This window comes from Maricaulis sp. (assembly GCF_048270095.1).
Lineage (GTDB): Bacteria > Pseudomonadota > Alphaproteobacteria > Caulobacterales > Maricaulaceae > Maricaulis.
Genome location: NZ_JBLWTL010000014.1, coordinates 1 through 26380 on the forward strand (window position 1 = coordinate 1; position 26380 = coordinate 26380).

Genomic DNA, 26380 nt, shown 5'->3' on the forward strand with positions numbered 1-26380 from the left:
GCGCCGGAAGACGAAGCCATCGGCACGCCAGGTCTTTAGCCGACTCCAGAGCCGGACTTCATGCGGCGTCATGCGCTTTCGCAGCGCTCGCGCGTGCTTGACCATGGGACGCGTCATAGGGGAATTTTGACACGGCTGGGCGCGGGGTTCGCGTGACGGGTCTCATGGCGTCGCGCTCTACGATCCTCACCAGCTCCGCCCCGGACTTCGTCCGGCGCACCTCTTCCATCAAGGAAGAGGAGGGGGTTGGGTTGTGCCAACGCCGCGCCGCCCCCGCCAACAAACCACTAGGTCCAACCCCGCAAATCCTGTATGGCCGCGCTGGCGCCTGATAGGGTGCGCCCACGCAACAGGATTCGCTTTCATGGCCAGCCAGAAATCCCGCTCTTCGCTCAATATCCGCAATGCCCGGATCGCCGACATTCCGGCGATCATCGCCCTGGTGGACAAGGTTTATCCGCAACTGGACAGCTATAGCACCGCCATGGTCCAGGGGCAGATTTCCAACTTCCCCGAAGGGCAGGTTGTGGTCGAATATGATGGCGAAGTGGTGGGCTATTGCGCCAGCTTTATTATCGACGAGGCCTCGGCGCTGTCGCCGCACACCTGGAATGGCATTACCGGCTCGGGCTATGCCTCGCGTCATAATCCCAAGGGCGACTGGCTGTATGGCATGGAAGTGTGTGTCGACCAGGACAAGCGTCGGCTGCGCATCGGCCAGCGTCTGTATGATGCGCGCCGCGAATTATGCGAACGCTTCGAGCTGAAGGGGATTGTGTTTGGCGGCCGTATGCCGAGCTGGAAGCGGCGCAAGAAACTCTATCCCAATCCGGCCGATTATCTGGCAGCCGTGGTTGAGCAGAAGATCTCCGATCCGGTGATCCGCTTCCAGATGCGCCTGGGTTTCGAGCCGGTTGGCGTGCTCAGCGATTATCTGCCCTTCGACGACGCATCGGGCGGGTATGCCAGCCATATGGTCTGGCGCAATCCTTACGCGGTGGTCCACACCAAGAGCGCCAGCGCACCTCCGGGCGAGAAGGACAGTGTGCGCGTCGCCTCGGTGCAATTCCAGCAGCGCAAGGTGCACTCTTTCGAGGAGTTCATGAGCAATGTGGAATATTTCGTCGATGTCACGGCGGATTATCGCTGTGATTTCGTCGTCTTCCCCGAACTCTTCACGCTGCAATTGCTGGCCTTTGCGGAAACCCGCCTGACGCCATCGCAATCCATCGAGGCGCTGACCGAATACACGCCGCAATTCGTCGAGGCGATGCGCCAGCTGGCGATCAGCTATAATATCAATATCGTTGGCGGCTCCCACCCGACGCGCACCGAACGCGGCGATATCCAGAATATCGCCTATGTCTTCCTGCGCGATGGCTCGGTGCATCAGCAAGAGAAGATCCACCCGACCCCGTCCGAACAGATGTGGTGGGGCATCAAGGGCGGTAATGAGATCGCCACCATCCAGACCGATTGCGGGCCGATCGGCGTGCTGATCTGCTATGACAGCGAGTTTCCCGAACTGGCGCGCCAGCTGGTCGATGCCGGCGCCAAGCTGCTTTTCGTGCCGTTCTGCACCGATAACCGCCAGGGCTATATGCGGGTGCGCTATTGCAGCCAGGCCCGCGCGATCGAGAACCAGTGCTATGTCGTGATGTCCGGTAATGTCGGAAATCTGCCGGGTGTGGAAAACATGGACATCCAATACGCCCAGTCCTGCATATTGACCCCGTGTGACTTCCGCTTTGCCCGCGATGGTATTGCCGCGGAGTGTACTGAAAATGTGGAAACCGTCGCCATCGCCGATCTCAATCTGGGCGATCTCGACTGGGCGCGTCAGGAGGGCACAGTGCGCAATCTGCGCGACCGGCGCTTTGACCTCTATTCGATCAAATGGACCGCCAGGACCTGAGGCGGGCCGCGATGATGGAGGGGCAATGCCATTGCGGCGCAGTGCGCTGGACGCTCACCATCGAGCCCGACTGGCTGACCCGGTGCAATTGCAGCTATTGCCGCCGCGCGCAGGCGCTTTGGGCCTATGCCGACGCTTCACAGGTGACGCTCGACTACCGGGCTGACGGCGTCGTGCGCTATCTCCAGGGCGACCGGACGCTGGCCTTTATCTCCTGCAAGGCCTGTGGCTGTACCACGCATTGGGAGGGCGCCGATCCGGCCGCCGGCGGGCGCATGGCGGTCAATGCCAACATGGCGGAGCCATCGGCCATTGAAGGCCTGCGCATCCGGCATTTCGACGGCGCGGACAGCTGGGAATATCTCGACCAGGGCTGACAGGCCCGTTCGAGCGCTATGGCGAGTGGCCTCAGAGCGGCTCGACCACATCGGCCCAATCGGGGTTTTTCTGCGCCTGGGAGGCGAGAAAAGGGCATTGCGGATAGATGGTGAAGCCCTTGGCGCGGGCCTCGCTGACAACATGGCGCGCCAGTGCCACACCGACGCCGGTACCGCGCAGGCTTTGCGGCACGCCGACATGGTCGACCAGGATGCGATTCTCGCCGGTGCGCCTGAAGGTCAGCTCGCCCGGATCGGGCTTGCCTTCGACATGCGCCAGATAGCGACCGCGCTCGCCGTCCGCTTCAAGTGTGAAGCTGATGCCGGGGGATTGTGTCATCGTATTATCCTTTCAGGCGGGCGCGTCAATCGGGCGCCCGGGCCAGGCTCACAGGGTAACCGGTCCCCCCATCGCCGCAACAGCCAGCACGAGCTGATCGCCCGACTGATACGGTGCCGCGAAGGCAAACCAGACTGCACTGGCGAGAACCGCCATCGAAACTATCAAACCGACCCACCGCATCGGGCACTCCTTCAAAACCTGACGGGTAGATAGGAAGCATTGGCGTCCGGATTAAGGCCCGAAACGGAAATAGACTTGTGTCGCGCAGTTCACGGACACACCCTGCTGCCGGCGCACGGTCTCATGCCTTGTCACCGGCACGGGCACCCCGCAGACTGCGCTGCGCAAGCAGGTGGAAAGGCCAATCCCGTGCGTCACATCAAATTATGGATTGTCGGCGGGCTGCTCGCCTTGCTGGGCCTGTTCGCCTTCCAGAATATCGCCCAGGTCGAACTGACCGTGTTGTTCTGGAGTTTTCAGACCAGCCGCATCGTCGTCATCGGATCGAGCTTTCTGCTCGGCGGTGTGGTGGGCTGGCTTCTCAAGGCTTTCTGGCATCCCGGCGCGCGCCGCTAGCCAAGGCGCGGATCCGGCTACGCGCGCGCTGTCGCAGCCCTGAAGCCGGGCGGGGCAATTGGTCGCCCCCCGCTTGTACTGCTGCGCCAATGCGTGACAATGGCCCGTCTATCCGTTTCGCCGAGGTCGCCATGTCACGTGATCCCTATGAAGTTCTTGGTCTGCCCAGGAATGCCAGCGCCGAAGAGATCAAGAAGGCTTATCGCAAGATCGTCCGCACCAGCCATCCCGATCTCAATCCGGATGATGCAGGCGCGCAGGAGCGTTTCATCGAGGCGACCGCGGCTCATGACCTGCTCAAGGACCCGGTGCAGCGCGCCCGCTTTGACAAGGGTGAGATCGATGCCAGCGGCGCCGAGCGCCAGCCCGAGCGCCCCTTCTATCGCGAGTATGCGGAGCAGCCGGGCAATCCCTATCAATCCTCGCGCGGGTTTGAGGGCTTCGACAGCTCGGACATATTCGAGGAAATCCTGCGCCAGCGCGGTCAGGGCGGCGCGCGTGGCGGCCATTTCAACGCACCGGGCCCGGACCGCCGTTATCAGCTCGAGCTTGATTTTCTCGAGGCCGCGCTTGGCACGCAAAAACGCATCACCCTGCCGGATGGTCAGAGCCTCGACGTCAAAATCCCCACCGGCACGGCCGATGGCCAGACTATCCGCCTGCGCGGCAAGGGCGGTGAGGGCATGGGCGAGGGCCCCGATGGCGACGCGCTGGTGACACTGTCCGTGCGGCCGCACAAACTGTTCCGCCGTGAGGGCAATGATATCCTGCTCACCCTGCCAATCTCGCTGGATGAAGCCGTGCTCGGCGGCAAGGTCGAAGCCCCGACGATTGACGGCCCGGTCTCGCTGAGCCTTCCCAAGGGCGCCAGCAGTGGCCAGGTCCTGCGCCTGCGTGGCCGCGGTGTGCAGCCGCCGGGCCAGAAACCGCGCGGTGATCAGCGGGTCGAATTGCGCATCATCTCGCCGCCGGAGATCGACGACGCGCTGCGCAGCTTCATGCAGAGCTGGCGCGAAACCCATGCCTATGATCCGCGCAAGGAGATGATGTCATGAGCGAGAATCTGACCGTCAATGAGATCATCGAAACGGTTGCGGCGCTGACGGCGGAGCGGCTGACGGCCTATATCGAGATCGGCATCATCATCCCGATCCAGGACGAGGCGGGCCCGCTTTTCGCTCCGGTCGATTGCGCCCGGCTGCAATTGATCTGCGAGCTGGAACAGAGCCATGAACTCGCCGATGAAGCTCTGGAACTGGTGATGTCACTGGTCGATCAACTCCATGGCGCCCGCGCCGACCTGGAGGCGCTCGGCGCCGCGGTGGATGCCCAGCCGGTCGACGTGCGTGAACGGATACTGACGGCCTGGAGAGCGCGCCGGGGCGGGCCGGGCTGATAGTCGTTTGGGCTGGTGCGGCATGCGGGCCGGATCGCCGCGGGCGCGCGTTACCCGCTTGGCGGCGGAGACGGGGTGGCGGAAGCCACTGTCTTCGCCTCACATTCCCGTTTCGCCCGTCAGCCCGGGCCGGATGCGGTGCGGTTCAGCCCGAGATTGTAGCAGGGCGGGAAGCTACCGGATTTCTAGAACAACCAAGTAAATCGGTAGGTTATAGGAATTTCTTTATTCCCGTTTTCTGCATAAAACCATAGAGGCAGTGAGGTCTTCGACCTAGGTTGCAACATAATTGGACTCGATCGGCGTCAAGGTATGAAACATGAGGCAAACTTGGGGGGAGAGGCTTAGGCGGTTACGCAACCAGGCTGGCATGAAGCAACAAACCCTGGCATCCCTGCTCAAGATCAGTCAGGGATATTTGTCGCGGCTTGAGGCCGGGCAGGTCCGGCCGCGCGGCGATGTCCTGTCGCGAATCGAGGATCTGCTCGGCGCGCCAGAACAGATTTCACTGCTTGACCAGATCGTGCTGACCATCCGGCTCTGTCCCCACATGGCCTGTCTGATTGAAGGCGCGCGGCCGTTCAACCTGCTCGCGTCAAGCCAGGGCAATGCCTCACCGCTCTCGCCCTTCCATGAATGCCGGGAGAGCGAGCCCCTGTCATGCCCTGACCTGACTTCATTCATCGAGGGCGTCCAGACGCTGACCGCGCTCAAGCTTGAGGGCGCCCTGCAGGGCGCTGCCGGGCATATCTGGCACCGCCAGGCGAGCGAGCCCCCCACTGCGATGAAGTCCATCCATATTCCGATCGGCACCGGCCCCAACCGATGGATGTGGCACACAATCACGATCCCGATCGCCCAATCGGAATTCGCCAAAACCGAGCTTGAATGGGGCGGGCGCCTCGCGCTGGAGGAGCAGGCGAGCCTGAGAATGCAGCCGGCCGAGCTCTACGGACATACACGCTAGATGTCTGAAACTACAGCCGAAATTTCTTTATTCCGGCAAAGCTTGCCGCGTTAACCCTTATTAACCTTCGCACCCTCCACGCTGTAAGCCATAACCAGACCTGCCGGATCTTGCCGCGCAGGTTCAGCTCATTCCCGGGGGGAAATATGGCAGACCATAGCGGACAGGACAGACTCGATTTTATCGGTATCGACGACGGCGTGCGCGCAGCCCTGCGTGAGATCAAGGCACCGCTCGCCCCAAGCGTGGAAAGGGGTTTGAGCCTGTTCTACGCGACCATCTCCCGCGCCCCGGAAGTCGCCCACTTGTTCCGCGATGATCGTCACCGCGATCACGCCATGACGAAACAGGTCGACCACTGGAATAATATCCTGAGCGGTCAGTATAACGACGCCTATTTCGACACTATCCGCCGTGTCGGCCGTGTGCATAGCGATATCGGTCTGGCGCCGCGCTACTATATTGCCGGCTACGCGACGGTGGCGTCCGAACTCTTGAGGAGCGCTGTGCGCGAAGGCTGCAAGGGCGCGCCAATCGGGTTCGGCAAGCCGGATACCGGCAAGGCCGAGATCTATATCGACGCCCTGGTACGCGCCATCTTTCTGGATATCGAGATGGGCGTGTCGGTCTATCTCGAAGAAGCCGAGGCGAAGGCGCGATTGAGCCGGCTGGAAGTCGCTGATGCGTTTGAACAGGGTGTGTCCGGCGTCATCGGTCGCCTGACCGAGACCTCCCGCGCGCTGGATGAGGCGGCTGATCTGGTCTCGCGGGTCGTCGAGAGCACACTGGGTGAGGCCTCGACGGCGGCGGCTGGCGCCGAGGAAGCGGCCACAAACGTCAAGTCGGTTTCCGTCGCCGCCGGCGAGATGGAAACCGCGTCGCGCGAGATTGCCGATCAGGTTGCGCGCACCTCCGCAATCACGATCGAGGCCGTCGAGCAGGTCACGGCCGCCAGTGACACGATGCAGGAACTCAATACCGCAGCCGCAGAAATCGGCAGTGCTGTGAGTCTGATCCAGGAGATCGCCGAACAGACCAATCTTCTGGCGCTGAATGCGACGATCGAATCGGCGCGTGCGGGCGAATCCGGAAAAGGGTTTGCGGTGGTCGCCAGTGAAGTGAAAGCCCTGGCGGGGCAAACCGCAAAAGCAACCGACCAGATCGCGCGCCAGATCGCCGATGTCCAGGCCGCGACGACACGCGCCAATTCGGTGATTGACGCCATCCGGGAGACGATAAATTCGGTCAATTCCGCGGCTGTGACCATCACGGCGGCCGTCGAGGAACAATCGGTGGTGACGCGTGAAATCGTCCGGAACACCACTGAGGCTGCGGCCGGCAACCAGAACAGCTCCCGGGCGACCAATGCGCTTGAGGCGAGCGTGCGCGAGGCGGGCGAGGCCGCCCGGCAGGTGACCCATTCCTCCGCATCAGTCCGTGATGAAATGGGCCAGCTCAACGAGCGCGTTGCCCAATTCATGACTGAGGCCCGGGCAGGATAGGGCGCGCCGATGTTATTGTGCCAGTTTGCCTTCTATAGCCGCCGCACCTGGACAGCCGCGAACAAGGCTGAGGATGAGGTCTATCTGCGCGACATCCTGGATGCCGGATTGCGCAATAATCCGGCGCACGGACTGACCGGCGTGCTGCTGGTGGACGGGCCACATTTCGTGCAGGTGCTGGAAGGGCGACGCAGCCCGCTCTATCGCACCTTGAAGCGGATCGAGAATAATCCGCATCATGGCGATCTTGTCCTGACGGGTTATTCCGAGGTGAGTGAGCGCATGTTCGGCGACTGGTCCGTCTTCGTGCGCACGCCGCCCGATGGTCTGGCCGGAACGCCCTGGATCCCCAATCCCCAGCTGGCTACACACGGGCAGCTGGTCGACATCGCCCGGCGCGTCAGCTCGCTGACCACTGGCGTCACCCGGATCCTGTCGCCCGGACCCGTCCGCAGGGAAGGCTAGCCCAGCCGGGCCTCGATTTGCTGCAGGAAGGGCCGGACGCCGCGCTCATAATCCATCCGGGCCGTCCAGGCCGGGCAATCAAGCCGGCCGCCCATGCGGTAATCATCCGTGCTGGTGCTGCGGATCAGGGCCGTGGTCACCCCGTCAGCGCCGCCCGCTTCACGGGCTACCGCCTGCTCGACATCGGCGAGATAGGCTTCGAGCGCTTGTCCATCGCCGTCGCCGCGATCAAGGGCCGCGAACAGGGCCCGGACATAGCGGGCATAATTGGGAAAATTGGCGTCAATATTGTCAGGGTCCCCGCGCACCAGCCCGTCGGGAATATGGCCAGCGATTGGATTATAGGCCACCGAGCCAGCCTGGTTTTGATTGATGCCCCAGACATGGGCGTAGCTGTCGCCGAGGGCATGCACCAGAAACCCGGCTTTCCAGCGCTCGCCCTGCCGGGCCGGGTCATCCCAGATGCTCGTTTGCTCGCCGATCATTTGCGCCAGGACGCGCTGGCGATGCGCGACATCGTCCGCGCCGCCGCCATGCAGGGAGTGCAGGACGGATGAGAGCAAATGAGCGCGCTCGAACTGCAGGGCCAGCAGTCGCGCCGTCCCGCTCGGCGCCGAGTAGGCGGCGGCGAAATCATCCGGTGCCTGGGTAAAGAATGCCAGCTCCGCCGCGTCCGCTGCATCCCAGCCGGCATGGCGCGCGACGATATAGGCGGTGTCCAGATGGCCGTCGCTCTTGTATTTGAGCGCAAGCTTGACCGGACCACACACCGCCAGGGCCAAGGGTTGATCCCAGCTTGCACAAGCTGTGGCAAACAGGGCCGCCACAAGACAGAGGCCGGTTTTCATCCTTGATAAGCGCATACCCGCATCTCCCCTGCCGACTGGGAGTATAGCAGGTTTCGAGCTGATGGTCGCGGTGCCGCTAGAGCATTTTCAGCAAGAGTGGGAACTGGTTTTGCGATTCGAAAATGCGGAAATACAAGGAATTAGAGCATTCTCATTGACCTCGAATTCAATGAAAATGCTCTAGCCCTCAATCCCCGGAGCGCTCGGCCGGGACCAGGTGCTCATCACTGAAACGATAGGCGGTGCGGGCCGGCCGGCGGGTCGAGGGTGAGACCTCGATCGAATAGCCGGTTCCGCTGCACATGCCGGGCGCTTCCGGCATCGCCCGGTTGAACACCATCAGCGCGGTCGATTCAAAACCTGTTGTATCGACGATCCCGCTGCGGCCGAGCGGAATGATCTCGATCTCGCCATTGCGCTGACCCAGGGCGAGCACTTCCAGATCCTCATCGCCACTCAGCGCGATCTGGTAGCGGCCATCGAGTTCGAAGCCGAGATAGTTGGCACCGAGCTGTTCCAGCCCGCCCTTCAGCGTCCAGCGGCCTTCGCGGCTCAGCGTGTGCTGGCGGTGCACGGCGATCGGGAAGAGCGGGGCCAGATCATAGGCGCGGGCATAATTCTGCGCCCGCCAGCGCTGGATAACATCGGGAATCGTGGTGCGATGATCATCGAGCGCTGCCTGCAGAGTCTCGAAACCGTCGAGCTCGACGCTGTTTTCCCAGATCTGGACCATGAAGCGATCGCCATAACGATCGGCGAGCGATTGCAGCAAGGTCCACTGACCGTAATCATGCCCGTCCACCGTGGTGGTCCAGCATAATTGCGGCGTTTCAAAATCGGCTTCGGTGTAATCCGTCGCATCCTGGTCGGCGCCCACCGTGGTGGTTTCGATCCAGGAGGCGGTCGCTTCATACAGCCAGTCCAGTCCTTCTTCGCCGTCATAGCCATATTGTACGACGTGATTGAATTCATGGGTCACGGTGGCGCGCATCAAGGCATGAACCGGCGCGGTCTTGCCCATGCCGAGGAAATCATTGTCGATCAGGAATAGCGTCCGGGCCGCCGCGCTTTCGCGGACATCAGGCGTGTTGGGATTGTCGAACACGACCTGGACCGGCCGGGTCACCCCCATCGAGCCTTCGGCATCAGCGACATAGGCGCGATAGCGGCCATTATCGTCACGCACCGGTTCGGCCCAGCCGCCCTGTGTCACCTGGGCGACCAGCATTTCCTGCAGGGCCACACCGACCGAGTGCACATAGGCCTCGCTCGAGGCATCAGCGCCTTCGAGCGTGTAGTAAATGCTGAAATCCTCGGTTTCGTGGAGCAATTCGGGACCACTCAACGTGACCGAATTTTCCAGCAAATCCTGGATCAGTTCGACCACAGAACCGTCAACCGAGGACAGGGCGAGTTCAAACATGCCGCTGCTGGCGCCGCCGCGATAGCGAGAGAGTTCAAGCTGATAGGTGGCGCGCTGCGGGGCCGTGAAGGCAATCGCCGAGTTGAGCGAGCCATCGCCGCGATCATCATTCATCGCGACCGGATAGCCATCGGGGCCGGTCAGGCGCAGCACAGGGTCGAGATCACCGGTCACGGCATCGGCGAGGGCGAGCAGGGTCTGTCCGGCCTCGAGCGTCACGGCAAATTCAAACGAAACCTGGTCATCACTGATCTCGCCGCTATGGCTGGCGATGGGCGTGCCGTCGATGGCCGTGAAATCAAACGGAAGCTCGGCCTCCGGATCGATCGCCATCGAGACGGCCAGATCGCCTTCGCCAACGCCGCCATAGGTGCTGACCAGCAGCTGGTAGGGGCCGGGCTGTTCAATCAGATAGATGATTTGCGAATTGAGCGTGCCATCGCCGCGATCATCATTCTGGGCGAGAATACTGCCATCAGGGCCGAGCAGGGCCAGGGTGGAGTCGAGATCCTCGTGGAGCGCGAAGGTCGAGGCGACGAGGATATCGCCGGCGGCCAGATCGGCATCAAAACGGGCCTCGGTCCGGGCGGCATCAAAGCTGATCGTGTCCTCGCGCAGGATTTGCGCCGCATCGGACAGCCCGACATCAAGACCGTGAGACAAGGTCAGGGAGAAGCCGCCCAGCGCGCCGCCATAGCCCGTGACTTCCGCCGTATAGCGACCGCTCACAGCCGGCAGATACACCAGCTGGGAGGACAGATCGCCCATCTGATAGTCATCATTTTCGCCGAGCAGCTGTCCGTCGGGCCCGCTCAGGGTCAGGATGGTGTCGAGCCGGTCGCCCGAGGTCGTTGTCAGCGTGACCAGCTGGCCCGCCTCGAGCTGGAGGCTGAACCCGGCGCGCGCCATGTCGCCGGTGAGTTCACCGGTGAAGACCTGGTCAGCGGGCGTTTGCGCGCCGGCGCCTCCGGCAGCCAATCCACACAAAACCAGTCCGATAAAAGAAGCGCGCATAAATCCCCCCGATGTCCCGGCCGGCGGAATCGTCCGCGGCTGACTATCGGCCCTGCTATAGCCGCCCGCCTGGCCGCTCACAAGGCACGCGGTGCCGTCGAGAGGGCAGGGCGGTGTTGCCAGCGCTGGCGATCCTTTTATGGTGGCAACCAGCCAAACGCGGTCGGAGGCCCACCATGATCTGCAGATATATTGTCACAGCCGCGATGCTGACCGGCGGTCTTCTCACCCTGTCAGAACCAGCCGCGGCGCAGCGCCAACAGGCGCAGCCGGCCCCGGAGCAATCCCTGCCGCTTTGCCGTCAAGCCGAGCCCGGCGAACGCTGCCGTACCCGTAATGGCACCGTGCTGATACGGCGCGAGGCGCGTCCCGGTACCGGCCGGGATACCGGACAGACCCAAAATCTGGGCGGCGGCGACCCCGGCTGGGAGGTTGGCGATCCGCGTCCCGGTACCGGACGCGAGGACGGCCAGACCCAGAATTTGGGCGGTGGCGACCCCGGCTGGGAGATCGATAACCCGCGTCCGGGCGCCGGGCGCGATGACGGACAGACCAATAATCTGGGCGGCGGCGATCCGGGCTGGGAAGTGCGCGATGAAACCGGGATCAAGTCTCCCGGCGATGGACCGGAAAGCGATCACGAACTGTAAGGGCAGGGCGAACGCGCCGGGAACAAACCGGAATAAACCGGGGCAGACACGATTATATCGCCTGAGGATAACTGCGGAAACCATGCCCGGCCCAGATTGCTCGGTTTGCCCAGCTAGTCCCGCGGCTGGAGCCTGTTCCGCAGGGCTTGTCCGCCCCCATCACCGTCCAGGCTATACTGGCGCAATATGTTCTTTGACATCGTCGGACCCACGCAAGCCCCGCTCCGGGGCGCGAACCCCGGTGACCGGCGCAATCGGGCCATGTGCGTGACAGTGGTGACAGGCCGTGCCACCCCCGCATCATCGCCTCGACGCCTGACCTGCAAGGGCTCGAGCCAACATTGGCAGACTGACAGACTGGCAGACAAAAAAGATGGAGCTCAGGGAAAATGGCGGAGAGGGAGGGATTCGAACCCCCGGAACCTTTCGGTTCAACGGTTTTCAAGACCGCCGCAATCGACCACTCTGCCACCTCTCCGTTCGTCTCCAATAGCGGTCAACGGGCCCCGAGCGCAATATCTGCATTGCAGCGGCTTACCCTCCTTTCACTATTGCGCGATAATATGATTGTGATTTTGGGTTGGCCGAGCTTGGTGGGTCCCGTTTTGCGTCATTCTTTCCTCGCCAGCGCGCTGGCATTGCTGTTTCTGGCGGGCTGCGCCTCAAGCCCTGCGCCCACACGCACATTCTCCAGCACGGTGCCGCCCCTGCCGGCGGCGACGCCGGTTTCTCCGGCGCTGCTGGCGAGCCGGGTCGATACGGCTTCACTGATTGCCGGTGACAGCGATCACCAGAAAGTCGGCCGTCCCTATATGGTGGGCGGTCAGCGCTTCGTGCCGCAGCGCGATGATGCCTATGATGTGGTCGGTATTGCCTCCTGGTATGGCCCGACCTTCCATGGCCGCCCGACCGCCAATGGCGAAGTGTTTGACCAGAACACCATGACAGCGGCGCATACGACCTTGCCGATTCCTTCGATCGCCGAAGTGACCAATCTGGAAAATGGCCGCCAGGTCGTGGTGCGGATCAATGATCGCGGCCCCTTTGTCGATGACCGGTTGATTGATCTGAGCCGTGCCGCCGCCGACCAGCTGGGCTATCGCGCCAATGGTCTGGCGCGGGTGAGGGTGCGTTATCTCGGCCCGGCCTTCCCGGCGGCACAGGCCCCGGATCCCGGCTATCAGCTCGCCGATATCGGCAGCCCGGCGACAGTCCCGGCACTGGAAGACGTCGCCCGCGATGCGCCGTTTTCACCGGCCTGGGTGCCGGCCTCGAATGAGGGATTGACCGTACAGGCCGGCGCTTTCGCCGATCTGGGCAATGCCAACCGCCTCGCCAGCCGGATATCCGACGCGGGTGATGTCTGGGTGCAGGCGGTCGAAACCGGGGGGCAGACGCTGTATCGCGTCTTTGTCGGACGGTGGAATGATCGGTCCAGTGCCGATGCGGCGCGCACCCGGCTGGCCAGCTTTGGCGTGCGGGATGCCCGGATTGTGTCGCTGAACTGAGTTTGCTGCCGGTCGCGGCGCGTCTGGGCGCTGGACGTCACACTCTTGCCGCGCTTGTATGGCGTCTTCGTCACGATAACTTCCCGATTCCCGACAGGAGCGTTCAGACGTGCGCGCAATCACTTCGACTTTCGCCTTCATTGCCGCCCTCGTGCTGGCACCGGTTCTGGCCCATGCCCAGGATCATTACGAAACCGAGGCCACCCATGCGGTGATCATGGATTTCGAAACCGGGCAGGTCCTGTTCGCCAAGGATGCCGAGACGCCGATGGCGCCATCCTCGATGAGCAAGATGATGACCGTGCTGATGGTGCTCGAAGCCATCGATGCCGGAACCCTGTCGATGGATGATGAATTGCCGGTCTCCGAATATGCCTGGCGCACCGGCGGCGCGGCCTCCGGCTCCTCGACCATGTTCCTGGAATTGCACAGCCGGGCGCGCGTCGATGATTTGCTGCGCGGTGTCATCATCCAGTCCGGCGGCGATGCCTGTATCGTACTGGCCGAAGCCCTGTCGGGCAGCGAGGCGGCCTTTGCCGACGCGATGACGGCGCGGGCGCATGAGCTCGGCCTGATGAGTGCGAATTTCACCAATTCAACCGGCTGGCCCGATCCGGACCATAATATCAGCGCCCTCGACCTGGCGCGTCTGGCGCGGATCCTGATCGCCGATCACCCGGAATATTACGGGATCTGGGCCGAACGCGAATTCACCTATAACGGCATCCGCCAATATAACCGCAATCCTCTGCTGGGTAATTTTGCCGGCGCTGACGGGCTGAAAACCGGTCATACCGAAGCCGCAGGTTACGGGCTGGCCGCGACCGCCGAACGCGATGGCCAGCGCCGCATCATCGTCTTCAACGGCATGGACTCCAATCGCGCCCGTACCAGTGAAGCGGAACGCATGATGCGCGCCGCGATGTCGGATTTTGCCGTGTACGACCTGTTTGACGCCGGCGCTGCCGTCGACGAACGCGCGACGGTCTTCATGGGTGAAGCCGATACGGTTGGCCTGCAGGTCGGCGATGCCGTCCAGGTGGCGCTGCAACGCCGGGCGCGCCGCAATATGACGGTCAGTGTCGTCTATGATGGTCCGTTGATGGCCCCCATCGCCGCCGGTCAGGAAATCGGCCATCTCGTGGTTGAAGCGCCGGGCTATGAGCCGCAGAACTTCCCGCTTTTCGCGGCCGAAGATGTCGAACGCAAAGGCATGTTCGGCCGGATCGGCGCGGCACTGGCGCACATGATCCGTGGCGGCAATTGATATGCGCGGACGTTTCATCACGCTGGAAGGCGGCGAGGGCGCCGGCAAGACAACGCTGATCCAGGCGCTCGCAGAGAAACTGCGTGGACGCGGGCTTGATGTTGTGGTGACGCGTGAACCGGGCGGCACGCCCGGTGCTGAAGCCTTGCGGGAGATCCTGCTCACCGGCGCCACGGACCGCTGGTCGCCCATGACCGAGGCCCTGCTGATGTATGCCGCGCGCGTCGATCATGTCGAACGCCTGATCGCGCCGGCCCTGCAACGCGGCGCCTGGGTCTTGTCGGACCGTTTTGCCGATTCCACCACCGCCTATCAGGGCGCCGCCGGCGGCGTGCCGATCGAGCGTATCAAGGCCTTGCACCAGGCTGCCCTGGGTAATTTCAAGCCCGACCTGACCTTGATCCTCGACGTCAATCCGACAACCGGGATTGAGCGCACGATCGCGCGCGGCGAGGATGCCACGCGTTTCGAGCGTTTCGATCCAGGATTTCACGGACGTTTGCGCCGGGCCTTTCTTGATATCGCCGATGACGAACCGGACCGCTGCATCGTGGTCGACGGCAATGAGGCGGCCGATATCGTCTTCAGCCATGCGCTCAGCGCGATTGATGAACATCTCGGAGCGCGCCTGTTGTGAGCACCGATCCCGAACTTGGGTCCGATGTTCAACCCGGCTGTCTGGCGCCGCGGCAACGCTATGACCTGTTCGGCCATGAAGCCGCAGAGACCGACCTCGCCACCGCACTGACCAGCGGTCGCATGCATCATGCCTGGCTGATCACGGGGCCGCGCGGCGTCGGCAAGGCCAGTTTTGCCTGGCGAGCGGCGCGCCGCATTCTCGGTGCTGCGGCCAACCCGCAATATGGCCCGCTTGGCGCCAGCCCCGCCGACCCGGTCTGCCAATTGCTCGAGGCGAGCGCCTGTCCCGACCTCTTGCTGCTGCGCCGTCCCTGGGATGACAAACGCAAGCGCTGGCGCGGTGAGATCACTGTCGATGAAGCGCGCAAGGCCCCGCATTTTTTCGAGAAGAGTGCCAGCGCCAATGGGGGCTGGCGTGTCTGCCTCGTCGATAGCGTCGATGAAATGAATAATAATGGCGCCAATGCGCTGCTCAAAACCCTCGAAGAACCGCCACAGCGCGGCGTCATGCTGCTTGTGGCGCATTCGCCCGGACGCCTGCCGGCGACGATCCGTTCGCGTTGCCGCACCCTGGTCCTGCGTCCGCCGGAGATTGAGGCGACAGCAAGCTGGCTGATCGAGCAGGGGGCTGCCAATGATATGCCGACCGCGATGGCCGCATCCCGTCTGGCCGGCGGCGCTCCCGGCCGGGCCCTGGCCTTGTGCGCCTCGGGCGGGGTCGAGCTGGCCAGCCAGGTCCGCGCCGTGGTCGCGCGCGGCGCATCGGCCAGCGACAGCGAAGTGCGCGCCCTGGCCGAACGCGTCGCCCGCAAGGGCAGCGAGGGCTTGCGCTCTGTCTTCTACACAGCCCTGTCCAATGCCATCCATGACACAGCGCGCAGCCAGGCGGAAAATCAGCAGGACCCGACGCCATGGCTGAACGCCTGGCGTGAGGTCAGCACGCTGGCCGGCGAGGCCGATGGTCTCTATCTCGACCCGAAACAAACCGCACTGGCGGCGCTGGGCTATGTCCGCGACGCCGCGCGCCAGCCCGTTATTTGAGTCTGCCCATGCTTGTCGACAGCCACGTCAATCTGCACGGCGAACAATTCGCTGAAGACCTTGATGCCGTCATCGAGCGCGCTCGCGCGGCCGGGGTGGTGCGCATGATCACGATTTGCTGCCAATTGACTGATTTTCCTGCCGTTTCGGCCATCGCAGAGCGTTATGACGACATCTGGTGCTCGATCGGCGCCCATCCGCACCATGCCAAGGACCGGCCCGACATCACAGCCGGCGAATTACTCGAAATGGCGCGCCATCCCAAAGTCGTCGGAATTGGCGAAACCGGGCTGGATTTTCATTATAATTACAGCCCGCGCGAGGATCAGTTTGCCAGTCTGAAGGCCCATATCGAGGCGGCGCGCCAGTCGGGCCTGCCACTCATCCTGCATTGCCGCGACGCCGATGAAGCGATGGCCGATCTGCTCGAGGATGAAATGGGGAAGGGGGCCTTCAAGGCCCTGCTGCATTGCTATACCGGCGGCGCCATGCTCGCTGGCCGGGCGGCAAAACTGGGCAGCTGGTTTGCCGCCTCCGGCATTATCACCTTCAGGAAGGCCGATGATGTCCGCGCCGTATTCCGGGATCACGTGCCCGATGACAAGGTGATCATCGAAACCGATTGCCCGTATCTGGCGCCAATGCCCCATCGCGGCCAGCGTTGCGAGCCAAGCTTCCTGCCCGATGTTGCGGTGGGCCTGGCCCAGGTGAAGGGTTGGAGCGCGGCAGAGTGTGCGACGCGGACGACGGATAATTTCTTCGACCTGTTTGACCGCGTGACGCGGCCATGAGCGGCGTCACCCGGCTCACCATACTCGGGAGCGGGTCCTCAGGCGGCGTGCCGCGGGCCAATGGCGATTGGGGCCTGTGCGACCCGTGCAATCCGAAAAACCGCCGCCGCCGCTGTTCGGCGTTGGTCGAGCAAGCAGCCGATCTTGCGGCGCTGGGCGCCGGCCAGGCCGTGACGCGCGTCGTGATCGACACCTCACCGGATTTCCGCGAGCAAATGCTCGGCGCATCCGTACCGCGTCTCGATGCCGTGCTCATTACCCATGATCATGCCGACCAGACGCACGGGATTGATGACCTGCGCGCCTTTGCCTTGCTGCAGCGCCAGCGCATGCCCGTCTGGATGGATGCCGCAACAGCGAAAACCCTGACGACGCGTTTTGGCTATGCGTTCAAGGCACCGCCGGGATCGCCATATCCAGCGATTCTCGACCAGTGTGACATGCCGGCCTTCGGCACAGAGCTGGTGATTGACGGCGCAGGCGGACCCATTGGCGTCATTCCATTTGATCAGGAACACGGATCAATCCGGTCTGTCGGCTTCCGGATCGGGGCGCTGGCTTATTCGGCCGATATCAATGGGCTGCCGGACGACAGCGCCGCCGTGCTGACCGGTGTCGGATGCTGGGTGGTTGATGCCTTGCGCCATGAACCGCATCCGACACATTTCGAAGTCGGGGGCGCGCTGCGCGAGATTGAGCGCGTCGGAGCCCGAAGCGCTGTCCTGACCAATTTGCACATCACGCTCGACTACGACGCCCTGGGCGCGCAATTGCCGCCAGGCGTGAGTTGTGGCCATGACGGATTGCAGATTCTGGCCGTAGAGGACGAGATCCGGCTCTCGAGTGTTTGAGCCTGGATTGGCCTGAGGTCGCCCGATTGCCCACCCATTCTTTCTCATAATATTTATTATGCGCCAACTTGAGATGGAAACCCCCGTCGAGCTGGCGCGCGCCTATGCCGCTTTCAAACTTGAAAACATACGCTTGCGATCAAGTCCTAAGATCAGACCGGCGGCCAGCATCATCGATATCCCCTGCGTCAATTGATGACCGGATGTCAGCGCCTCTGTGATCGGAACGCGCCCCGTCAGGCCAAAGGCATCATTCGCCAGGCCATGCGCCAGGATGGCTGGCCACAGGCTGCCCCCGCTTCGCATCATGCCCCAGCTCGCAATGACCGAGACGGCGATCGTCCCCATCAGAAAGCTTGGCAGATAGGCAAACACGTATTCCAGCGCCCCGAGACGTTCGATGACACCCGTCGTGAGGTCGCGCGGCAGGTGCCAAAAACCCCAAGCCAAACCGACGATCAAGGCTGCCAGGACGGGCGAATAGCGTAGTTCCAGCTCTGGCGCCGCAAAGCCGCGCCAGCCGCCCTCCTCCAGCAAGGCTCCCTGGTCGAGCAAGGCGGACATCAGCAAGGCCGGAATGATGGCCTAAAGCCCGAGAGTCGCAGGCGTTTCCAGCACTGGTGTGAGTGTGCGCTGGCCGATCATCCCCGTCACCACGAGCCCCAGAAGGCACAGGCCGATAACGCCCGCATAGGCCAGAACCGAGCCCCGCAAGGATCCGGCAGCTCCAACCGGCCACAGGCGCCGACCCCATTGGCGCAGTGCAGCCAACCGGTCCGGCCAGACCAATAGGGTGATCAGCGCGGCCAGAGGCGGTGCGGCGGAGCCGAGCAGCAATAACCACAGGCCCGGCTCCGCCACGGCAAGCCTGAGCATGTCGATCAGGCTGGATGTCCAGGGGATTCCGGTTTGCGCCGACGCTGAAACGCCCAGGCGATCAAAGTCCATCAACCCGCCACCCGCGAGCCAATCGATCACAGGAATCAGTCCAAGGCAGGCAAAACACAAAAAGTAAAATGTGTATAATCTCCGCACTTTAAACAACCTTTTGCATTCAGAAACTTCGGTATGGGCGGGATTAATTTTTTTGGAGCTTGAAGTATCCTCGACCAGTTTTCCAGTTAATCCCCGGCCCGATACCGCATCCCCCATCGAATCTTGCCCCCGATCCAGGCTAGGTTGCCGGACCGCCAACCAAATCGAGTCGCCATCACCATGCCACACGCGCCAGACGCCACCCTCGCCCCGATCGACCGCCTGATAGAGATCATGGCACGCCTGCGCGAGCCGGAGACGGGGTGCCCCTGGGATCTCGAGCAGGACTTCAAATCCATCGCGGCCTATACGGTAGAAGAAGCCTATGAAGTCGCTGACGCGATTGAACGTGAGCAGTATGACGAGCTCAAGGATGAGTTGGGCGACCTTCTTTTGCAGGTGGTGTTTCACGCGCAAATGGCCCGGGAGCGCGGCCTGTTTGGCTTCGAAGCCGTTGCCACAGCGATCAATGACAAGATGATCCGGCGCCACCCGCATGTGTTTGGCGACGCGGTTCAGCGCGATAGCGCGGCCCAGACCGTTGAATGGGAGGCACAGAAGGCGCGCGAACGCGCCGCCAGCCGCAAGGGTGACGGCGTTCTGGCTGACATCCCCCTCGCCTTGCCGGCCGTAAAGCGCGCCCAGAAATTACAGGCCCGCGCCGCCCGGGTCGGATTTGACTGGCCCGACGCCGAGCAGGTGTTCGACAAGATCACCGAGGAAGTCGCCGAGGTGAAACAGGCGATTCGGTTAAATGATCCGGAAGAAATTGCAGAAGAAATTGGAGATTTGATGTTTGTTTGCACAAACTTGGGGCGCAAACTCAATGTAAACGTCGAAGCCGCGACGCGCAGCGCCAATGCCAAGTTCGAACGCCGGTTTGGCTATATCGAACGCACGCTCGCGGCCAAGGGCCGGCGGCCCGAGGAAGCGTCATTGGAAGAAATGGAAGCGCTGTGGAGCGAGGCCAAACAGATCGACAAGGCCGCGAAGCGGCAACCCGGTCAGTAGTCCTCGATCTCCAGCGGCGGCAGGAAGCCGGCCAGATCGGGAAACAACGACCGGAAACGGCCCGCATCGGATGGCGACAGGCGTACACGCATGGTCGTTTCCCCCGTCGCGCCGTCCATGGAATCGCTGACGACTTCCCCATGCTGGTGCAGCCAGGCCAGAGCCTTCGCCTGCTGGGGCGCCAGCAGCAATTGCAAAATCTCGGAATCCGCCGCCAGCGCCGTTTCGATGGCGACAAGCAGTTCGTCCAGGCCGGTGCCCTCGACGGCGGAGATCGCCAGCTTTACCGGTTTCCCGGCCTTGGTATTGGCGATATCCAGCTTCAGGCTGACATCATCGCCGGTCTCGTCATCGAGCCGGTCAATCTTGTTCCAGGTCTCGATCATGCGTTGATCATGATCCGGCCCGGCCTCGATTTCATCCAGCACGCTCTCGACATCGCCAATCCGGCCATCGCGATCGGGATCGGAGGCATCGATCACATGGATCAGCAGATCGGCCTCACGCACCTCTTCCAGCGTCGCGCGGAAGGCCGCGATCAGCTCGGTCGGCAAATCCGTGATGAAACCCACGGTATCGGACAGCAGGACCTTGGTCCCGCGCGGCAATTCCAGCGCCCTCACCGTCGGGTCGAGGGTGGCAAACGGCATATCGCGGGCCAGAACATCGGCGCCGGTCAGGCGATTGAACAGGGTTGATTTGCCGGTATTGGTATACCCCACCAGCGCGACGACCGGGATCGGAACTTCCTGGCGCTTGGAGCGATGCAGATTGCGCGTGCGGCGCACTTCATCGAGGGCCCGGCGCAGCTTGACCATCTTGTCGTCGATGATGCGCCGGTCGGTCTCGATCTGGGTTTCACCCGGCCCCGACATCACACCGCCGCCGCCGCGCTGACGCTCCAGGTGGGTCCAGGTGCGCACCAGACGGGAGCGCTCATAAGAAAGGCGCGCCAGTTCGACCTGCAGCCCGCCCTCTTTGGTGCGTGCGCGCTGGCCGAAAATCTCCAGGATCAGGCCGGTGCGGTCGATGACCTTCACATTCCAGGACTTTTCCAGATTGCGCTGTTGTACCGGCGAGAGGCTGGCATCGACGACGGCTACGGTCGCGTCGCCGGCGACAATCCGCTCGCGCAATTCCTCAACCTTGCCGGACCCGAAATAGCGGGCCGACTCGATCTTGCGCAAGGGCGTCACAAAGCCTTCAGCGACGACAAGGTCGAGGGCTTCGGCCAGGCCGCAGGCTTCCTCGAGGCGTGCTTCAGAGCGCGCCAGGCGATCCCGGGTGACGGGATGAATAATAATGGCGCGGATAGGTGGCGCCTCGCGTTCGATCAATCGTTGAAGCTCTCGGGCTCTGCTTCGTCATCATCGGTCCGCTCGGCTTCGAACAGGGAAACCGGCTGAGCTGGCATGATGGTCGAAATGGCGTGCTTGTAGACCAGCTGAGACAAGCCGTCCCGGCGGAGCAGGACGCAGAAATTATCGAACCAGGTTACCACACCCTGCAGCTTGACGCCATTGATGAGGAAAATGGTCAGCGGCGTTTTCGTCTTGCGCACAGAATTGAGGAAGACGTCTTGAAGGTTTTGTTTTTTATCTTGAGACATGATTGCTCCGCTTGCCCGCACAATAATAGCGATTCGCCTGCCAGCGTATACAGCGCAAGACCTTAGCGGCAACCACCCCGCTGAGTTGTTTGCGCGACAGTTCGATCACAAAGATTCGAGATAGGCCGCACGCAATGCGATGGCGACCGAGCCGGGAGCCCCATTCCCCACCGGCCGGCCATCAATACTGGTGATCGAGGTTACAAATGTCGTTGCGGACGTCATGAAGGCTTCGCGGGCCGATTGCGCCTCCTCAACGGAAAAGCTCCTTTCTTCCACCCGATAGCCCAGCGCGGCGGCGCGATTCATGATCGTCGACCGGGTAATACCATGCAGGATGGCGTGATCGGCCTGCCGTGTGACCAGGACACCGTCTGCATTCAGGATCCAGGCATTGGTTGAGCTGCCCTCGGTGACCTTGCCGGCACCATCCACCAGCCAGGCCTCGGCCGCGCCGGCCTCGAGGGCGGCCTGTTTCGCCAGGACATTGGGCAGGAGATTGACGGTCTTGATGTCACAGCGCGCCCACCGCTCGTCCGGCCGGGTGATCACCGCGACGCCATGGTCTGCGCGGCGGTCGGCCGCTGCCGGATCGAGGCGTTTGGCGGTCATCACCACGGTCGGCCGGGTATCGGCCGCGGGAAAGGCATGGTCGCGCCGTGCCCGTCCGCGCGAAATCTGGAGATAGACCAGACCATCACGAACCCGGTTGCGACGCAAAAGCTCGGCGATCACCAGCCGGTACCCGACCCTCGATTTCGGATTGGTGATACGCAATTCGGCGAGCGAGCGCTCAAGCCGTCCGAAATGCCCGTCAGCATCGAGCAAATCGCCCGAGCGCACGCTCCACACCTCATAGATGGCATCGGCGAACTGGAAGCCGCGATCCTCGATATGGATCAAGGCCTCGTTCTGGGGCAGGTAGCGCCCGTTCACATAGGCAAAACGCGTCAATGGCTCACTTCCTGATAAACAGCGCCCAGACAGCCGCCAGAGCCGCCAGCACCTCCAAACGCCCCAGAATCATGGCCGGAATGAGGACAAGCTTGGCGCCATCGCTCATCCGGTCCCAGTCCCAGCCGATCGCCGCCTCCTGGTAGAGCGGCCCGACATTGGCCAGCGCCGCCGCCATCGCAATGAAACCATGCTCGAAATTGAGCCCGGTCAGCGTCAGCAAGATGGTCCCGATGCCCAGTGCAAACAGGAAGGCCAGGACATAGGACCAGATCGCGATCAGGGCCCGGTCAGGCGCCGGCCGTGCCCGAAAGCTCATCGGGCGGACCACGGAAGGGTCGGCGAGCGTCGCCAGTTCGACATCCATACGCCGCCACAACAGCATGATGCGCGAAATCTTGATCCCGCCCGTGGTCGACCCGGCGGCCCCGCCAATCATGGCGATGAAGATCGCTGCCACCAGCACCGGCATGGCCGCCGTGCCATAGGCATAACCACTCGTGGTGACGACAAAAACCGCGCGGGCAAGGTTCTGGAGCAAATACCCCGGGCTGGCGATGATGAAGAAGGCGGCCAGCACCGTCACCAGGATCGCGATCCCCGCCAGGTCGATATCGAGCCAGGCCTTGCGGTCGCGCAATGCGTCCCAGTACAGCGAGAAATTCACCGCCCCGACCAGGCAACCCAGCATCACAAGGGTGATAGACACCGCGCCGAGATGCTCGTCCAGCCCGCCGGAAAACGGCGCATAGCCGCCCGTGGAAATCGAGCCGAACGCCAGGGTTATGGCGATAAAGGGCGTATTGCCCGTCAGGATGAGCGCCAGCCAGATGATGGATGTCAGAACGGCATAGACGAGAATGATCCGGGTCGCCGCAAGGCGCAGGTGCGAGAAGACATCATCCGGCTGGATGGTCAGCAAGGTCGAGCGGCGGATCGCCGGAATATCGCTGTCGAGGGCCGCAAACACCGCAATCGCCAGCAAGACCGTCGCAAATCCGCCAAGCCAGGACAGGACGGCGCGCCACAGAACCAGCGAGCGCGGCAGATCCTCCGGTGGCAGCAGGATCGCGCCGGTCGTCGTGACCGAGGAATAGGCCTCGAACAGCGAGTCGACCGCATCAAAATAGCCCGAGAGATAGAAGGGCACCGCCGCCAGCAGCGGAATGGTGATCCAGGCCAGCAGGCCAAGGACAAGGGCGTCCAGTGCGCTGGCGCCGACGGGCATGCTGCGTGAGGCTGCCAGGATGAGACATCCGGGAACAACACCGACCATCAAGGTCGCGCCAAACAGCGGTGCCAGATGGCGCTCGCCGAGCCCGAAGGCCGCCAGACCGACAAGGGCGGCGACGAGCCCGAGGGCGACCCAGAGTGCGGCGAGTGGCCGGAGGAGTGCAGCCAGAGCCATGGCGTCTAAAAATACTCGAGACTGACGCGGAAGAGATGCTCAACCTTGGGGATCAGCGCGGTATTGCAGAACAACAGGACCCGATCATTTTCGCGGATCCGGCCTTCATCGCAAGCCAGCAGGACACGGTCACCACGGACCACGGCGCCCAGCGCGACGCCATCGGGCAATTCCAGTTCGCTGAGCGATTTTCCGACCAGCGGCGAAGTCGACAGGGCGATCCCTTCAAGCGCCTCGGCGAGGCCGCCTCCCAGGCTCTGCAAGCCGGTGATCCGGCCGCGTCGGATGTGTTGGAGGATGATTGAAACCGTCGTCGCGCGCGGATCGATCAGGACGTCAATACCGAGGGGCTCACGCAGGGATTCGAAGGCGCGCTCATTGATCAGGCTGAGCGCACGCTTGGCCCCTTCGCGTTTCGCCATCACGGCCGACAGCATGTTGACCTTGTCGTCATTGGTGACACACACCACCAATTCGGCATCCGGCACGCCGGCCTCACGCATCAACCGCGCATCGAGCCCGTCACCGTGCAGCACAACGGTTTTCTTCAACCGCTCGGCCGCCGCTTCCGCATGCTCCTTGCTGGCTTCGACCAGACGCACCTTGATCCCGCCGGCGCGTTCCAGCGCCCGGGCAACATAGACCCCGATATTGCCGGCACCGATCACCACGACACGGCGAATTTTCTCCGCGCTGCGCCCGAAAATATCGAGCACGCGCTTCACATGCGCGCTTTCGGTGACAACATAGACGTCGTCGCCAGCCAGCAGCGGATCTGTGCGTTTGGGAATAAACAGCGTCTGTTCGCGCTGCACGCCGACCACGGCGACGCGCAGATCCGGAAAGAGCTCCATCAATTGCTCGGTGGTCGAACCGGCAACGGGCGAATGCTCATCAAGTCGCAGCCCGAGCAATTGTACCCGCCCGCCGGAAAACACCGCCGTATTGAAGGCCCCCGGTGTCTCGACACGTTGCAGGATGGCGCGGCCAACCTCCAATTCCGGCGAAATGACGACATCAACGGGCAGATTGCCGGTGCTGAACAAATCGCCCCAGGCCGGATCGAGATAATTCTGGGCCCGCACGCGGGCGATCCGCATCGGAGTATTGAACAGGGAATGGGCAACCTGGCAGGCCACCATATTGGTTTCGTCGGAATGGGTGACGGCGACCAGGAGATCAGCTTCTGCCGCACCGGCCCGCTCAAGCACATCAGGGTGCGAACCGTGACCGACAACGCCGCGGACATCCAGTTCTGTCACGACATTGTCAATCAGCGAGGTCGACCAGTCCACGACCGTGACGGCATTGCCCTCACGCGCCAAAGCCCGGGCGATCCCGACCCCGACCTGCCCTGCCCCGCAAACAATCGCTTTCATGGTGTCTTGTCCGTTGGCCCGCTGGTCCCCGCATCCCGGGTATTCCCCCCGACGCTGAGGGATTTGAGCTTGCGATGCAAGGCCGAACGCTCCATCCCGATAAAGGCGGCCGTGCGCGAAATATTGCCGCCGAAACGGTCAATCTGGGCCCGCAGGTATTCGCGTTCGAAATTCTCGCGCGCCTCGCGCAGCGAGAGGGCAATCATCTTCTCCGCATCGAACCCGGCCTCGGCCGAATCGCGTGTCACCACTTCTGAAGGTAGCGATTCCAGTGTGATGGGTGCGGTTTGTGACCCCGTCGCCAAGATCAGCAAACGCTCGATATTATTGCGCAATTGCCGGACATTTCCGGGCCAGCCATGCGCTTGCAACGCCGCCATGACATCAGCCCCGAAACTGCGCCGCGGCAGACCGGCCGAATGGGTCAGACGGGTCACGAAATGCTCGACCAGGGCGGGAATATCCTCACGCCGCTCGGCCAGGGCCGGCACCACTACGGGAACCACCGCAAGCCGGTGATAGAGATCTTCGCGGAATGTGCCTTCCTCGATCCGGACCCGCAATTCCTGCGAAGAGCTGGAAATCACCCGGACATTGACCTCCACATCGGCTGCGCCGCCGACCCGGCGGAAACGCTGTTCCACCAGCACGCGCAAGAGTTTCGACTGCGTCTCACGCGGCATGTCCGCGATCTCGTCGAGAAAGAGCGTGCCGCCATGGGCGCGTTCGAGCAAGCCGATGCGCTTGATCGTACCGTCGTCATTCTCGCGCCCGAACAATTCCTCCTCAAACGCTTCGGGCGACATGCCCGGGGCGCTGACGGCAACGAAATCCGAGCTGCAACGCGGCGATTTCTCGTGGATCAGCCGCGCGACGAGTTCCTTGCCCGCGCCTGACGGCCCCTTGATCAGCACGCGGCTATTGGTCGGTCCGACCCGGTCGATCAACTGGCGCATCTGGACGATACCGGTGGAATTGCCGATCAGCGCGTTCTGGACATCACTGCGCGCCCGCAATTGTGCGTTCTCCGTGCGCAGACGGCTTGTTTCCAGGGCCCGCGACAAGGTGAGCAGGAGTTTGTCGCTCTTGAACGGCTTCTCGATAAAGTCATAGGCGCCCTTGCGGATCGCCGCGACAGCGGTCTCGATCGTGCCGTGACCGGAGATCACGACAATCGGTAGATCCGGATCGATCGCCCGAAACTCATCGAGCAATTCAAGACCATCCAGCCGGCTGCCCTGCAGCCAGACATCGAGAATGATCAAGGAGGGCTGGCGAGCCTGGAATTCCCGCATCGCACCGTCGGAATCGGCGGCGCCCCGCGTCTCATAGCCTTCATCTTCCAGCAGACCGCCGATCAATTCGCGGATATCCGCCTCGTCATCCACAATCAGGATGTCACGTGCCATCG

At 62.7% G+C, this 26380-nt stretch carries 28 protein-coding genes and 1 tRNA gene; 16 read left to right on the forward strand and 13 right to left on the reverse strand.

Annotation, left to right across the window (positions count from 1 at the left end; all coding sequences use genetic code 11):
* Window positions 1-117: DUF559 domain-containing protein (locus ACN0YJ_RS09160; RefSeq protein ID WP_417496055.1), on the reverse strand; the 117-nt coding region annotated here is incomplete at its 3' end.
* A 247-nt stretch (window positions 118-364) separates the two neighbouring features.
* Here ACN0YJ_RS09160 and ACN0YJ_RS09165 point away from each other — a divergent pair.
* On the forward strand, window positions 365-1915 hold the full coding sequence (locus tag ACN0YJ_RS09165; RefSeq protein ID WP_417476159.1) for a GNAT family N-acetyltransferase: 1551 nt from the start codon (window positions 365-367) through the stop codon (window positions 1913-1915).
* Between the two features lie 11 nt (window positions 1916-1926).
* Window positions 1927-2292 (forward strand): GFA family protein, encoded by a 366-nt coding sequence (locus ACN0YJ_RS09170; RefSeq protein ID WP_417496007.1) that lies wholly within the window; start codon window positions 1927-1929, stop codon window positions 2290-2292.
* Window positions 2293-2323: 31 nt separating this feature from the next.
* Here ACN0YJ_RS09170 and ACN0YJ_RS09175 read toward each other — a convergent pair whose 3' ends face one another.
* Complete coding sequence (locus ACN0YJ_RS09175; protein ID WP_417496008.1) at window positions 2324-2632, reverse strand: GNAT family N-acetyltransferase; 309 nt, start codon at window positions 2630-2632, stop codon at window positions 2324-2326.
* A 372-nt stretch (window positions 2633-3004) separates the two neighbouring features.
* Here ACN0YJ_RS09175 and ACN0YJ_RS09180 point away from each other — a divergent pair, with 372 nt between their 5' ends.
* The 6 genes from ACN0YJ_RS09180 to ACN0YJ_RS09205 all read left to right on the forward strand — a co-directional run bounded on the left by ACN0YJ_RS09180 (window position 3005) and on the right by ACN0YJ_RS09205 (window position 7541).
* Window positions 3005-3211, forward strand: a complete 207-nt coding sequence (locus ACN0YJ_RS09180) for a LapA family protein (RefSeq protein WP_417490116.1) — start codon at window positions 3005-3007, stop codon at window positions 3209-3211.
* Window positions 3212-3300: 89 nt separating this feature from the next.
* Window positions 3301-4266 carry a DnaJ C-terminal domain-containing protein gene (locus tag ACN0YJ_RS09185; protein WP_417496009.1) on the forward strand — a complete coding sequence of 322 codons (966 nt, stop codon included), beginning with the start codon at window positions 3301-3303 and terminating at the stop codon, window positions 4264-4266.
* The gene (locus ACN0YJ_RS09190; RefSeq protein WP_417496010.1) at window positions 4263-4607 is read left to right on the forward strand and encodes a hypothetical protein; all 345 of its coding nucleotides are present in this window, start codon (window positions 4263-4265) and stop codon (window positions 4605-4607) included. Before ACN0YJ_RS09185 ends, ACN0YJ_RS09190 begins: the two co-directional genes overlap by 4 nt.
* 319 nt (window positions 4608-4926) lie before the next feature.
* Window positions 4927-5574, forward strand: a complete 648-nt coding sequence (locus tag ACN0YJ_RS09195) for a helix-turn-helix domain-containing protein (protein WP_417496011.1) — start codon at window positions 4927-4929, stop codon at window positions 5572-5574.
* A 146-nt stretch (window positions 5575-5720) separates the two neighbouring features.
* On the forward strand, window positions 5721-7076 hold the full coding sequence (locus ACN0YJ_RS09200; RefSeq protein WP_417496012.1) for a protoglobin domain-containing protein: 1356 nt from the start codon (window positions 5721-5723) through the stop codon (window positions 7074-7076).
* Between the two features lie 9 nt (window positions 7077-7085).
* Window positions 7086-7541, forward strand: coding sequence for a BLUF domain-containing protein (locus ACN0YJ_RS09205; RefSeq protein ID WP_417476142.1), 456 nt, complete (start codon window positions 7086-7088; stop codon window positions 7539-7541).
* On the opposite strand, the gene ACN0YJ_RS09210 is transcribed toward ACN0YJ_RS09205, so the two are convergent.
* Together ACN0YJ_RS09210 and ACN0YJ_RS09215 are read right to left on the reverse strand one after the other, a co-directional pair.
* The gene (locus tag ACN0YJ_RS09210) at window positions 7538-8404 is read right to left on the reverse strand and encodes a hypothetical protein (protein WP_417496013.1); all 867 of its coding nucleotides are present in this window, start codon (window positions 8402-8404) and stop codon (window positions 7538-7540) included. The genes ACN0YJ_RS09205 and ACN0YJ_RS09210 overlap by 4 nt on opposite strands.
* A gap of 172 nt (window positions 8405-8576) precedes the next feature.
* Window positions 8577-10826, reverse strand: a complete 2250-nt coding sequence (locus ACN0YJ_RS09215) for a DUF6055 domain-containing protein (RefSeq protein WP_417496014.1) — start codon at window positions 10824-10826, stop codon at window positions 8577-8579.
* A 176-nt stretch (window positions 10827-11002) separates the two neighbouring features.
* On the opposite strand from ACN0YJ_RS09215, the gene ACN0YJ_RS09220 reads away from it, so the two are divergent.
* Window positions 11003-11476: a hypothetical protein gene (locus ACN0YJ_RS09220; protein ID WP_417496015.1), complete on the forward strand. Its 474-nt coding sequence runs from the start codon at window positions 11003-11005 to the stop codon at window positions 11474-11476.
* Window positions 11477-11866: 390 nt separating this feature from the next.
* On the opposite strand, the gene ACN0YJ_RS09225 is transcribed toward ACN0YJ_RS09220, so the two are convergent.
* Window positions 11867-11954, reverse strand: a tRNA-Ser gene (locus ACN0YJ_RS09225).
* A gap of 127 nt (window positions 11955-12081) precedes the next feature.
* On the opposite strand from ACN0YJ_RS09225, the gene ACN0YJ_RS09230 reads away from it, so the two are divergent.
* The 6 genes from ACN0YJ_RS09230 to ACN0YJ_RS09255 all read left to right on the forward strand — a co-directional run bounded on the left by ACN0YJ_RS09230 (window position 12082) and on the right by ACN0YJ_RS09255 (window position 17573).
* Window positions 12082-12984 (forward strand): septal ring lytic transglycosylase RlpA family protein, encoded by a 903-nt coding sequence (locus tag ACN0YJ_RS09230; RefSeq protein ID WP_417496016.1) that lies wholly within the window; start codon window positions 12082-12084, stop codon window positions 12982-12984.
* A 109-nt stretch (window positions 12985-13093) separates the two neighbouring features.
* Window positions 13094-14251 (forward strand): D-alanyl-D-alanine carboxypeptidase family protein, encoded by a 1158-nt coding sequence (locus ACN0YJ_RS09235; protein WP_417496017.1) that lies wholly within the window; start codon window positions 13094-13096, stop codon window positions 14249-14251.
* Window position 14252: 1 nt separating this feature from the next.
* On the forward strand, window positions 14253-14888 hold the full coding sequence (tmk, locus tag ACN0YJ_RS09240; RefSeq protein ID WP_417476122.1) for a dTMP kinase: 636 nt from the start codon (window positions 14253-14255) through the stop codon (window positions 14886-14888).
* Window positions 14885-15931, forward strand: a complete 1047-nt coding sequence (locus ACN0YJ_RS09245; protein WP_417489282.1) for a DNA polymerase III subunit delta' — start codon at window positions 14885-14887, stop codon at window positions 15929-15931. Before tmk ends, ACN0YJ_RS09245 begins: the two co-directional genes overlap by 4 nt.
* An 8-nt stretch (window positions 15932-15939) precedes the next feature.
* Window positions 15940-16722 carry a TatD family hydrolase gene (locus ACN0YJ_RS09250; protein WP_417496018.1) on the forward strand — a complete coding sequence of 261 codons (783 nt, stop codon included), beginning with the start codon at window positions 15940-15942 and terminating at the stop codon, window positions 16720-16722.
* Window positions 16719-17573 carry an MBL fold metallo-hydrolase gene (locus ACN0YJ_RS09255; RefSeq protein ID WP_417496019.1) on the forward strand — a complete coding sequence of 285 codons (855 nt, stop codon included), beginning with the start codon at window positions 16719-16721 and terminating at the stop codon, window positions 17571-17573. The genes ACN0YJ_RS09250 and ACN0YJ_RS09255 overlap by 4 nt, the downstream gene beginning before the upstream one ends.
* 102 nt (window positions 17574-17675) lie before the next feature.
* Here the strand turns inward: ACN0YJ_RS09255 and ACN0YJ_RS09260 are convergent, their stop codons facing one another.
* Window positions 17676-18137, reverse strand: coding sequence for a CPBP family intramembrane glutamic endopeptidase (locus ACN0YJ_RS09260; RefSeq protein WP_417496020.1), 462 nt, complete (start codon window positions 18135-18137; stop codon window positions 17676-17678).
* Window positions 18138-18158: 21 nt separating this feature from the next.
* Window positions 18159-18725, reverse strand: coding sequence for a hypothetical protein (locus tag ACN0YJ_RS09265; RefSeq protein WP_417496021.1), 567 nt, complete (start codon window positions 18723-18725; stop codon window positions 18159-18161).
* Between the two features lie 63 nt (window positions 18726-18788).
* Between ACN0YJ_RS09265 and mazG the strand changes: the two genes are divergently transcribed.
* A complete protein-coding gene (mazG, locus tag ACN0YJ_RS09270) occupies window positions 18789-19619 on the forward strand; it encodes a nucleoside triphosphate pyrophosphohydrolase (protein WP_417496022.1) in 831 nt (276 codons plus the stop codon).
* On the opposite strand, the gene hflX is transcribed toward mazG, so the two are convergent.
* From hflX to ACN0YJ_RS09300, 6 genes are all read right to left on the reverse strand, one after another.
* A complete protein-coding gene (hflX, locus tag ACN0YJ_RS09275; protein ID WP_417496023.1) occupies window positions 19613-20956 on the reverse strand; it encodes a GTPase HflX in 1344 nt (447 codons plus the stop codon). The two genes, mazG and hflX, sit on opposite strands and share 7 nt — an antisense overlap.
* Entirely contained in the window at window positions 20953-21228 is a 276-nt protein-coding gene (gene hfq / locus ACN0YJ_RS09280; RefSeq protein WP_091767115.1) for an RNA chaperone Hfq, read from the reverse strand. Before hfq ends, hflX begins: the two co-directional genes overlap by 4 nt.
* Window positions 21229-21333: 105 nt before the next feature.
* Complete coding sequence (locus tag ACN0YJ_RS09285; protein WP_417496024.1) at window positions 21334-22182, reverse strand: D-amino-acid transaminase; 849 nt, start codon at window positions 22180-22182, stop codon at window positions 21334-21336.
* A 4-nt stretch (window positions 22183-22186) separates the two neighbouring features.
* Window positions 22187-23590, reverse strand: coding sequence for a potassium transporter TrkG (locus ACN0YJ_RS09290; protein WP_417496025.1), 1404 nt, complete (start codon window positions 23588-23590; stop codon window positions 22187-22189).
* Between the two features lie 5 nt (window positions 23591-23595).
* On the reverse strand, window positions 23596-24969 hold the full coding sequence (gene trkA, locus ACN0YJ_RS09295) for a Trk system potassium transporter TrkA (protein WP_417476103.1): 1374 nt from the start codon (window positions 24967-24969) through the stop codon (window positions 23596-23598).
* Window positions 24966-26378, reverse strand: coding sequence for a sigma-54-dependent transcriptional regulator (locus ACN0YJ_RS09300; RefSeq protein WP_417476101.1), 1413 nt, complete (start codon window positions 26376-26378; stop codon window positions 24966-24968). Before ACN0YJ_RS09300 ends, trkA begins: the two co-directional genes overlap by 4 nt.
* Window positions 26379-26380 lie beyond the last annotated feature (2 nt).

What these genes read in the sequence shown, in the direction of transcription:
- ACN0YJ_RS09165 (WP_417476159.1), top strand. Translation starts at nt 365, where the DNA reads ATGGCCAGCCAGAAATCCCGCTCTTCGCTCAATATCCGCAATGCCCGG.
- ACN0YJ_RS09170 (WP_417496007.1), top strand. Translation starts at nt 1,927, where the DNA reads ATGATGGAGGGGCAATGCCATTGCGGCGCAGTGCGCTGGACGCTCACC.
- ACN0YJ_RS09175 (WP_417496008.1), bottom strand. Translation starts at nt 2,632, where the DNA reads ATGACACAATCCCCCGGCATCAGCTTCACACTTGAAGCGGACGGCGAG.
- ACN0YJ_RS09185 (WP_417496009.1), top strand. Translation starts at nt 3,301, where the DNA reads ATGCGTGACAATGGCCCGTCTATCCGTTTCGCCGAGGTCGCCATGTCA.
- ACN0YJ_RS09190 (WP_417496010.1), top strand. Translation starts at nt 4,263, where the DNA reads ATGAGCGAGAATCTGACCGTCAATGAGATCATCGAAACGGTTGCGGCG.
- ACN0YJ_RS09195 (WP_417496011.1), top strand. Translation starts at nt 4,927, where the DNA reads ATGAGGCAAACTTGGGGGGAGAGGCTTAGGCGGTTACGCAACCAGGCT.
- ACN0YJ_RS09200 (WP_417496012.1), top strand. Translation starts at nt 5,721, where the DNA reads ATGGCAGACCATAGCGGACAGGACAGACTCGATTTTATCGGTATCGAC.
- ACN0YJ_RS09205 (WP_417476142.1), top strand. Translation starts at nt 7,086, where the DNA reads ATGTTATTGTGCCAGTTTGCCTTCTATAGCCGCCGCACCTGGACAGCC.
- ACN0YJ_RS09210 (WP_417496013.1), bottom strand. Translation starts at nt 8,404, where the DNA reads ATGCGCTTATCAAGGATGAAAACCGGCCTCTGTCTTGTGGCGGCCCTG.
- ACN0YJ_RS09215 (WP_417496014.1), bottom strand. Translation starts at nt 10,826, where the DNA reads ATGCGCGCTTCTTTTATCGGACTGGTTTTGTGTGGATTGGCTGCCGGA.
- ACN0YJ_RS09220 (WP_417496015.1), top strand. Translation starts at nt 11,003, where the DNA reads ATGATCTGCAGATATATTGTCACAGCCGCGATGCTGACCGGCGGTCTT.
- tmk (WP_417476122.1), top strand. Translation starts at nt 14,253, where the DNA reads ATGCGCGGACGTTTCATCACGCTGGAAGGCGGCGAGGGCGCCGGCAAG.
- ACN0YJ_RS09250 (WP_417496018.1), top strand. Translation starts at nt 15,940, where the DNA reads ATGCTTGTCGACAGCCACGTCAATCTGCACGGCGAACAATTCGCTGAA.
- ACN0YJ_RS09255 (WP_417496019.1), top strand. Translation starts at nt 16,719, where the DNA reads ATGAGCGGCGTCACCCGGCTCACCATACTCGGGAGCGGGTCCTCAGGC.
- ACN0YJ_RS09260 (WP_417496020.1), bottom strand. Translation starts at nt 18,137, where the DNA reads ATGTCCGCCTTGCTCGACCAGGGAGCCTTGCTGGAGGAGGGCGGCTGG.
- ACN0YJ_RS09265 (WP_417496021.1), bottom strand. Translation starts at nt 18,725, where the DNA reads ATGGGGGATGCGGTATCGGGCCGGGGATTAACTGGAAAACTGGTCGAG.
- mazG (WP_417496022.1), top strand. Translation starts at nt 18,789, where the DNA reads ATGCCACACGCGCCAGACGCCACCCTCGCCCCGATCGACCGCCTGATA.
- hfq (WP_091767115.1), bottom strand. Translation starts at nt 21,228, where the DNA reads ATGTCTCAAGATAAAAAACAAAACCTTCAAGACGTCTTCCTCAATTCT.
- ACN0YJ_RS09290 (WP_417496025.1), bottom strand. Translation starts at nt 23,590, where the DNA reads ATGGCTCTGGCTGCACTCCTCCGGCCACTCGCCGCACTCTGGGTCGCC.
- trkA (WP_417476103.1), bottom strand. Translation starts at nt 24,969, where the DNA reads ATGAAAGCGATTGTTTGCGGGGCAGGGCAGGTCGGGGTCGGGATCGCC.
- ACN0YJ_RS09300 (WP_417476101.1), bottom strand. Translation starts at nt 26,378, where the DNA reads ATGGCACGTGACATCCTGATTGTGGATGACGAGGCGGATATCCGCGAA.